This window comes from Micromonospora sp. NPDC047557, from assembly GCF_043205095.1.
Taxonomy (GTDB): Bacteria; Actinomycetota; Actinomycetes; order Mycobacteriales; family Micromonosporaceae; genus Micromonospora.
Window position 1 is genome coordinate 1,647,025 of the sequence record NZ_JBIDDK010000001.1, and the last position, 8,379, is coordinate 1,655,403.

Here is an 8,379-nt window from a genome sequence, read left to right on the forward strand (position 1 = left end):
GGGGCGGCCGGGCGACTGAGAGCCGCTGTCTGGTGCTTTGCGGTGTCGGAGTACCTCCCTCAGGGCTTGACGTCTGGGGTGGTGGCACATCTAATTCATGTCGCGACATGAATGTCGCGACATCTAAGGAGTTCGCGGTGACACCGATCAAGCAGGTCACGGTTGTCAGCACCGGCACCGTCCAGATCCGCCCCGAGCACCGCGAGACGAACGGCACCCCGCTGATGTGGTGGCTCAACACGTCTCGCCGCTGGACCGAGCCCCTCCCGATCAACGTGTACGTCATCGAGCACGACAGTGGGTTGGTGCTGTTCGACACCGGCCAGGACCGGCGCTCGGTCACCGACCCGGGTTACTTCCCTGGCGGCCCGGCCGGGCACATCTACCGTCGTCTCGCCACGTTCGACGTTCCTGCCGGCGGGACCCTGACCGACCGGCTCCGCGAACTGGGCTACGACATCGCCGACGTCCGGGTGGCAGTCCTCTCCCATTTGCACCAGGACCACATCGGCGGCCTGCGGGAGCTGCCCAGATCAGCGCGGGTCCTGGTCGCCGCCGCCGAGCTCGCGGAGGTCGACAAGAGGTTCGCGGTGTTCGCGGGTTTGTTGCGTGATCACATCCACGTCCCCGGTGTCACCTTCACGGCTGTCCTCCCGCCTCGCGTCGAAGACCCCGCCATCGCGCCGTTCACGCACGCGTACGACGTCATGGGTGACGGCTCGCTGTTGCTGCTGCCCACCCCCGGGCACACGCCCGGCTCGATGTCGCTGCTGCTGCGCAGTGCGGGGCTGCCGCCCATGCTGTTCGTCGGTGATGTCACCTACGACGTGCGGCGGCTCGCGGCCGACCGCATCCCCGGAGTCGGCGACGCCGCCGGTCTGCACGAAACCACCCGGCGCGTCAACGCGTTGGCTGCCCGCTATCCGAGCATGCCGATTCTCGCCGCGCACGACCCCGCGGCGGCCGGGCTCCTGGCCACGGCGCTGCCTGAACACGGCACGATGCGGGTGTGAGAACAGCCGAACAGCTCCGCTACCTCATTCTCGCGGCACAACGAGAGGGCAACCGTCAGCTCACGGTGCTGCTGTCCGAGATCGGTGTCACGCCCGCGCAATCGGAAGCACTGCGCATCATCGGCGACCACGGACCGCTCGCCCTCCGGGAACTCGGCGACATGCTCGTCTGCGACACCGGCACCAGCCCGAGTCGCATCGTCGACCGACTCGTCGCCGCGGGTCTCGTGCGGAGAACCACAAGCGAACACGACCGGCGGCAGGTCAGGCTCACGCTCACCGAGCCGGGCCGGGACAGGGCCCGCCGCGTCGCCGAAATCGAGAATCAGCTGTACGACCTGCTCGACCAGGCCAGTGCGGGAACGGACATCGACGCGTTCATCGGTTTCCTGCACGGCTTCACCCGACAATCACCCGCCGGACTCGCCCTCGCGAACCGCCTCGCTGCCGAGAGCAAGCAGACGGACTGACCGCGTCGTCGAGGTGCGGCACGCACACAGGGGACACCATGACCTTTCACCTCGACCTGGACATCGCGGCCCCAGCAGGGCGGGTGTTCGATTTCGTCGCCGACTTCACCACCATGCAGCGGTGGTATTCGGCAGTGCGACGCGTGGAGCGCGTCGGCGGCGCTGGCGGCCTGGGAACCCGGTACGAGGTGTACCGAGACCTGCCCGGCGGGCCGGCCCGCAACGAGGTGTCGATCACCGCGTACGTGGAGGGCGAGGAGGTCACCTTCGCCTCGCTGACCGGGCCCACCCCGTTCGCCTATCGCTACCTCGTCCGGCCGTCCGACGGCACCACGAGACTCATCCTGGAGGGCACGATCAGCGCGGCCGGTCTCACCGGCCCGGCCGCACTCCTCGGACCGCTTGCCGAGAGGCTCTTCAAGGGCGGGATGCGGGACAACCTCGGCACGCTGAAACAACTCCTGGAGTAGTTAGCCCTTCGCCGTCACCCGCGACGGGCCGTGCTGTCGAGGCCGCCCGGGAACCCGCGCTCGTCAGGCCGGCACGTGACCGGCCGTCCAGCACGCCGAGTGGCTGTGGCAGGCGACGTACGACGTGAGGGCACCGTGCAGCGCGGCCCGTCGCGTGGCCGAGAGGCCGGCCGCGATGTTGTTGAGCTGGTGCGGGTCGACGGTCCTGTCGTAGTACTCCCGTTCGCCGTTGGAGTACTCGACGTAGGTGTAGGTCGCGGTCCGCAGAGCCTCGTAGGTGATCGGGCTGCCGTTGCGGCGGTCCTGGGCGTCGGGATCGTCCGCGGCCTGGTTGGGGCCGTGGTGCTCGATCAGCGCCCCGGTACGCCAGTTCGGCGCCGCCTCGCCCTGCGCGAGAGGAAGCAGGTTGCGCCCGTCGACGTGCGTGCCGACGTCGGCGGCGCCGATGCGCTGGAAGGTCGGTGCCAGGTCGATGTTCTGCACGATCTCGGCGCGCTGCGATCCGGGAACGACGCCCGGCCCGGCGACGACGAGCGGGACCCGCACATCGGTGTCGAAGGCGGTCTGCTTGCCGCCGGTCAACCGGTACTCGCCCATGTGGAAGCCGTTGTCGGAGCTGAACACGACATAGGTGTTGTCGGCGATGCCGCTGGTCGTGAGCTGGGCGCGCAGGTTGCCGATCAGCCGATCGACCGCCTGCACGGACTGGGCACGCTTGCGGAAGTTCGTGTCGAGGGTGCTCTTCTCCTGCGCGGTGAGCGGTCCGTTGTCGGCCAGCCAGGAGGGCGGGTTGGTGGGCAGCCGGTCGTACGCCGCGGTGCGCGGGGCGGTGAGCCCGGGGAAGTCGTCGAGGTCCTGGTTGGCCGGGGTGAACGGGCTGTGCGGAGCGAAGGTCGACACCTCCAGCAGGAAGGGCGTGTTGGCGGCCGCCGAGCGCTGGATGAAGTCCTTGCCCTTGCGGGACAGGACGTTGGTCAGGTAGTCGACCGGTTGGCTGCCGTAGTGGACGACGGTGTGGTTCTCGTTGAGGTCGTAGTTGTACTCGGAGTACCCGTTGCCGGCCACGTACCACTCCGACCAGCCGGGCGGGACGTACGGCAGCGCGCCTCCCTGCGTGTCCGCCGGCTGGTAGCCGTTGAGGTACTTGCCCAGGAATCCGGTCCGGTAGCCCTTGCCCTGCAACACGGTGGCGAAGGTCCGGTTCTCATTGCCTCGGCCCTTGAAGACCGCGAATCCGCCGTCGGCCCCGCCGTTGGTGAACACACCCGTGTCGTGGGGGAACTGGCCGGTGAGGATCGACGAGCGGGACGGGCAGCACAGCGAGTCGGTGACGGTGTAGTTGGTGAAGGTGACCCCGTCGCTCTGCAGTTGTTGGACCTGCGGCAGGTACGGCACGAGGTTCCACGCGAGGTCGTCGACGAGGACGAAGATGATGTTGGGCGCGGTGGCGGTGGGCGTCGGGGCGGGCTCCGCGGCGCGTGCCGGAGCCCACGCGGCGAGCAGAGCCAGCCCGGCCACGACGGTGGTGGCGAGGAGGCGTCGCTGGGTGATGGCCATGTCGCCAAGACTGACCGGAATTTGTCAGCATCTATTGAACAAGTGGTAATGATCTGATCAATGACCCGTCAGGCTGTTCACCGCACGCGTCATCGCCCCGTACCCGGGCAGCGCGGGGTTGCCCGTGAGGCTGCCGCCCAAGGGTGAACGATCGATCAAATGTGGCGCGAATTTGATCGCGGTGCGCATTTCTTCCGTGCGGACACATGTGGGCGCGGATGCGCCTGCCTCGATCGGAGGAATCGCATGATCAGCACCTCTCGCTCCCGTGTCCGAGCGATTGCGGTCGTCGGGATGGCCGGCGTCCTGACGGCGATCGGCGCGGTGACCCACCAGGCGTCGGCCGCCGAGGTCGCCGCGCCGGCCGCCGCGGGCACTGACGCCCGCCGGGTAGACATCCCGCGCATCGCCCCGGCGATCAAGCCACCGGCGGGATCCCGCCCGGTCGGCGCGTACGTCGTCACTCGCGGAACGCAGACCTACACCTGCGCCGGTGGCGTGTTCACCGGCGCGTCCGTACCGGAGGCTCAGCTGATCGGCACCGGTGGCCGGATCCACCACTTCAAGGGGCCGAGTTGGCAGTCCGAGCGCGACGGCTCGCTCATCACGGCGAAGAAGACGGCGGAGAGCCCGCGCCCGGGGACGATCCCCGAGCTGCTGCTGACTGTGGACAGCCGCGCCGGCAGCGGCGTTCTCGGTAACGTCGCGTACGTCAGCCGTCTGTTGACCTCGGGCGGCGTCGCCCCGGCGGGCGCCTGCGTCGACGGCGCGACGACTGCCGTGCCGTACGGCGCGGTGTACGTCTTCTGGGCCGCGAAGCGGTAACCGCGCCGTCTCCTCGACGGGACGGCGTCAGCGGTTGCGCCGGTGGTGGACGATCAGCGCCGCCGCGCAGAGCACCGCGGCCAGGCCGAACACCGAGCCGATCCACGGGTTGTCGATCACGCTCGAGAGCACCGCGTTGATTGCCGCGCTGATGAAGAGCACCAGCCACAGCAGCGGACGGAGCAGGCCGCCGGGCCGTTCCGGCGCGGCGGCGGGGGCCTCGATGATGCGGTACGGGTCGGTCACGACTGTCTCCCTCGGTGACGTTCGACGACACCATCGACGCTAGGCGGGCGACCCCGGCGGGGACGATCCCACCAGCTCGCCGACCGGCGGTACAGCAGGCTGTACTTTCCGCCGCGGACGCTGCCGGCCGTGCTCGCGGTGGCCTATGTTGGCGCGGGAGGTGGGCGGCGATGGCGTACGTGCGGGGCCGGGTGCGCGCCTCGGTCGACGCCCTCGAACACCTCGTCGGCGGGCTGGGCACCGCGCTGCTGGCATTGGGCGCGCTGTGCTGGGTGGTGGTGGTGGCACTGGCCTGCCTGATCGGGGTGGGTCTGCGGCTGGCGCCCGGCGCGTTGCGGACGGTGCGTTCGGTGGCCGATCGGGAGCGCGCTCGGCTGTCCCGTCGGGGCGCGACGATCCCGGCTCCCGGGCCGGTGCCGGAGGAGCTGCGGGAGGCGGTGCGTGACCCGTTCGTCCGCCGGGAGCTCGGCTGGGTCACGCTCCACTCGATCATCGGCCTCGTGTCCGGCCTGGTCGGCCTCGCCCTGCCGCTCTACGCCCTTCAGGACATCACGTTCCCGCTGTGGTACCGACTGGTCCCGCCCGAGGCCGGCGCACCGGGGATCGGCTGGTGGCGCATCGACGGGCTGTCCGAGGCGCTCGTGGTCGGGGTGCTCGGGGTGGGCTGGCTGGTCGCCGCGGTCGGGTTCGGTCCGGCACTGGCCCGCTTCCAGTCCTGGCCCGGCCGGTGGCTGCTGCCCCCGCCGCCGGGGGTCGACCTGTCGCTGCGGGTCGCCGCGCTGACCGCCACCCGGGCCGCGGCGCTGGATGCCCACGCCCTGGAGCTGCGCCGCATCGAGCGGTCACTGCACGACGGCACGCAGAATCGGCTGGTCGCGGTCAACGTGCTGCTGGGTGCCGCGCGCCGGGCGGTACGGCGCGACCCGGACCGGGCCGACGAGATCCTCGGGCAGGCGCAGGACGCGGCGGAACAGGCGCTCGGCGAACTGCGGACGGTGGTGCGCGGCATCCTGCCGCCCGTGCTGGACGACCGGGGCCTCGCCGGGGCGTTGGCGGGCCTGGCCGGCAGTTGCGCGGTTCCGTGCCGGCTCGCGGTGGACGTGGCCGTCCGCTGCGCGGCGTCGGTCGAGGCCACCGCGTACTTCGTGGTGGCCGAGGCGCTGACCAACGTGGTCCGGCACAGCGGGGCGAGCCAGGTGGACGTCGCCGTGCGCCGCGAGCACGGCCAACTGCTGGTCACCATCGAGGACGACGGGCGCGGCGACGCCGACGAGGCACGCGGCTCCGGGCTCACCGGCATCCGCCGGCGGGTCGAGGCGTACGACGGGCAAATGACGCTGACCAGCCCATCGGGAGGGCCGACGAGGATGCACGTGGAGCTGCCATGCGGATCGTGATCGCCGAGGACGACCCGCTGTTGCGCGAGGGTTTGGCGCTGCTGCTGCGGGCGGAGGAACTGGACGTGGTCGCCACCGCGGGCACCCCGGGAGAGTTCCTGGTCGCGGTCGACGAGCACGCGCCGGACGTGGCGATCGTCGACGTACGGATGCCGCCGACCCACACCGACGAGGGCATCGTGGCCGCGGTGGAGGCCCGCCGCCGCCGACCCGGCCTCGCGGTGCTGGTCCTGTCGGCGTACGTGGAGCAGGCGTTCGCCACCGAACTGTTCTCGGTGGGCGCCGCCGGGCTCGGTTATCTGTTGAAGGAACGGGTGGGCCGGGTCGAGGAGTTCCTCGCCGCGCTGCGTCGCGTCGCGGACGGCGGCAGCGTGATCGACCCGGAGGTGGTGGCGCAGTTGCTCGCCCGCAACCGCCGGCCGGACACGGCGCTAGCCGAGCTGTCGCCGCGCGAGCGTGAGGTGCTGGGGCTGATGGCCGAAGGGCTCGGCAACACGGCGATCGCCGAGCGGCTGTTCGTCACCGACGGCGCGGTGCACAAGCACATCCGCAGCATCTTCGCGAAACTCCAGCTCCCGCCGGACGACCGGGCCGACCGCCGGGTCACCGCGGTGCTGCGCTACCTGGACGGCGACCAACCGTAGCTCTGGTACGCCGGTACCGCCCGCCCGGCGCCCCGCTGTGGGGGCACCGGGCAGGGGCGGTGTTCAGAGGCTGATCCGGTCGAACTTCTCCCAGGTGCTGATCGACGTCCGGTTGGCGATGAGGGGCTTGGTGCCCTTGCTGTCCGCCACCACGTACCTGCCGTTGGCTGCGGCCCGCAGGCTGATCGTGCCGTCCGAGTTGTTGACGATGGTGAACTTCTCCCAGGTGCTGACCTTGGTCCGGTTGGCGATCAGCGGCTTGGTGCCCTTGCTCTCCGCGCTCACGTACCGGCCGTTGGCGCGTGAGCGGAGCGCGACGTAGCCGCCGCCCGCACTGATCACATCGAACTGCTCCCACCGGGCAACCGTGGTGCGGCTGGCGATCAGCGGCTTGGCACCGGCGCTCTCGGCCACCACGTAACGCTTGTTGGCCCGTGCGCGCAGGGCGACGGGGGGCGTGGCCACCGGCGTGCTGGTGAGCTTGGTGAGAGCCGCGTAGGTGCCGTTGAAGACGTTCTGGCTGTAGTTCCCGGGCTGGCTCGAGTCGCCGGCGGCGTACTGCCAGATGGTCTCCGCGGTCCAACCTGACGGCAGGGGCGGGCGAGCCGTGGTGTAGCCGGCGATGTCCAGCGGGTTGGCGCCGAACGACGCGTTCTTACCGGTGCAGGGGTTCCAGTAGTTGGTGTTCGTGTAGATCATCACGGGCCGGCCGATGCGTGCCTTGACCTGGTCGGTGAAGGACTTGATCCAGTCCGACATCTCGGTCGGGGTCAGCCCGTAGCAGGTGGGCGCGCCGGTCCAGTAGGGCCACTCGATGTCGACCATTGGTACGAGCGTCTGGCCGTCCTTGACGAACTTCGCGCTGTCGACGAAGAAGTTGGCTTCGTTGATCGGGTCGCGCTTGTCCGGGCGGGCGAAATGGTAGGCACCGACGAGCAGACCGGCGTCCTTGGCCGCCGCATAGTCCTCGGCGAAGTACGGATTGAGGTACGTCCTACCTTCCGTCGCTTTGACGTAGGCGAACTTGACGCCGCTAGCCGCGACCGCGGGCCAGTTGATCGGGCCGAGGTTGTGGTCGTGGCTGGAGACGTCAATGCCCCGGACCGTGTAACCCGTCGGGAGCGCGGCGCTCGCGGACATCGCGCCGCTGCGCGCGCCCGGGGCGACGCCGGCGTTCGGGTGGCCGCCACCACCGACGGTCGGGTCGGCGGCCTGCGCCGACTGCGTCACGCCGAGGGCCGTACCGACCGCGAGGCCGGCGGACAGCAGTACGCAGAGCAGTCTTCTAGACATGGTGGGGTGGGTTTCTCCTTGCTCGCGAGGTCGAGCTGATCGTCGACGTGACCGGAGGCTCGCTGCGTCCTGTCCTCGCCGCCGGTGGGGTGCGGCGGGTGGCTCCGTCGAAGCGGGCTCGCAGAGTATCCCCTGTTGATGGAGGGCCCCGCTGTCCGGTGGACCGCAAGCATCGATCAGCAGCAGGCAGCAGGCAGCGGGCCCGGCAGGTTGCCGGGCCCGCTGCGTGTCCTGCGTGGTGTCAGCGTTGCAGGGTGAGCAGGCCGGGGCGGTAGGGCAGGAGGCCGTAGTCGCCGCCGGAGTTGGGGGATCGGCCTTGGTAGAGCAGTTGGAGGTTGCAGGGGTCGACGGTGAAGGTTTGGTCGGCGCTGGTGCGGATGAGTTCGCCGTGGCTGATGTCGTTGGTCCAGGTGGCGCCGCTGTTGGCTTTGCCGGCGAAGGGGTTGCTTTCGGTGGCGGCTTGG

General features: G+C 70.2%; 10 protein-coding genes. 6 read left to right on the top strand and 4 right to left on the bottom strand.

Annotated features, from left to right (window positions below; genetic code table 11):
- The first annotated feature begins 137 nt into the window (after positions 1 to 137).
- The 3 genes from ACGGAQ_RS07795 (at position 138) to ACGGAQ_RS07805 (ending at position 1,953) form a co-directional block, all read left to right on the top strand.
- The gene (locus ACGGAQ_RS07795) at positions 138 to 1,013 is read left to right on the top strand and encodes an N-acyl homoserine lactonase family protein (protein ID WP_393045565.1); all 876 of its coding nucleotides are present in this window, start codon (positions 138 to 140) and stop codon (positions 1,011 to 1,013) included.
- A 65-nt stretch (positions 1,014 to 1,078) separates the two neighbouring features.
- On the top strand, positions 1,079 to 1,483 hold the full coding sequence (locus ACGGAQ_RS07800; RefSeq protein ID WP_393045567.1) for a MarR family transcriptional regulator: 405 nt from the start codon (positions 1,079 to 1,081) through the stop codon (positions 1,481 to 1,483).
- Positions 1,484 to 1,521: 38 nt separating this feature from the next.
- Entirely contained in the window at positions 1,522 to 1,953 is a 432-nt protein-coding gene (locus ACGGAQ_RS07805) for an SRPBCC family protein (protein WP_393045569.1), read from the top strand.
- A 63-nt stretch (positions 1,954 to 2,016) separates the two neighbouring features.
- Here the strand turns inward: ACGGAQ_RS07805 and ACGGAQ_RS07810 are convergent, their stop codons facing one another.
- The gene (locus ACGGAQ_RS07810; RefSeq protein ID WP_393045571.1) at positions 2,017 to 3,510 is read right to left on the bottom strand and encodes a sulfatase; all 1,494 of its coding nucleotides are present in this window, start codon (positions 3,508 to 3,510) and stop codon (positions 2,017 to 2,019) included.
- 294 nt (positions 3,511 to 3,804) lie between these two features.
- Here ACGGAQ_RS07810 and ACGGAQ_RS07815 point away from each other — a divergent pair, with 294 nt between their 5' ends.
- A complete protein-coding gene (locus ACGGAQ_RS07815; RefSeq protein ID WP_393045573.1) occupies positions 3,805 to 4,335 on the top strand; it encodes a DUF3455 domain-containing protein in 531 nt (176 codons plus the stop codon).
- A gap of 27 nt (positions 4,336 to 4,362) precedes the next feature.
- Here the strand turns inward: ACGGAQ_RS07815 and ACGGAQ_RS07820 are convergent, their stop codons facing one another.
- Positions 4,363 to 4,581 (bottom strand): hypothetical protein, encoded by a 219-nt coding sequence (locus ACGGAQ_RS07820; RefSeq protein WP_393045575.1) that lies wholly within the window; start codon positions 4,579 to 4,581, stop codon positions 4,363 to 4,365.
- Between the two features lie 170 nt (positions 4,582 to 4,751).
- Here ACGGAQ_RS07820 and ACGGAQ_RS07825 point away from each other — a divergent pair, with 170 nt between their 5' ends.
- Both ACGGAQ_RS07825 and ACGGAQ_RS07830 read left to right on the top strand, forming a co-directional pair.
- On the top strand, positions 4,752 to 5,978 hold the full coding sequence (locus tag ACGGAQ_RS07825; protein ID WP_393045577.1) for a sensor histidine kinase: 1,227 nt from the start codon (positions 4,752 to 4,754) through the stop codon (positions 5,976 to 5,978).
- Positions 5,966 to 6,622 (top strand): response regulator, encoded by a 657-nt coding sequence (locus tag ACGGAQ_RS07830; RefSeq protein WP_393045578.1) that lies wholly within the window; start codon positions 5,966 to 5,968, stop codon positions 6,620 to 6,622. The genes ACGGAQ_RS07825 and ACGGAQ_RS07830 overlap by 13 nt, the downstream gene beginning before the upstream one ends.
- A 63-nt stretch (positions 6,623 to 6,685) precedes the next feature.
- On the opposite strand, the gene ACGGAQ_RS07835 is transcribed toward ACGGAQ_RS07830, so the two are convergent.
- Positions 6,686 to 7,915, bottom strand: coding sequence for a GH25 family lysozyme (locus ACGGAQ_RS07835; RefSeq protein WP_393045579.1), 1,230 nt, complete (start codon positions 7,913 to 7,915; stop codon positions 6,686 to 6,688).
- A 241-nt stretch (positions 7,916 to 8,156) separates the two neighbouring features.
- Positions 8,157 to 8,379, bottom strand: a 223-nt coding sequence (locus ACGGAQ_RS07840; protein ID WP_393045581.1) for a non-reducing end alpha-L-arabinofuranosidase family hydrolase, incomplete at its 5' end; no start/stop codon positions are given.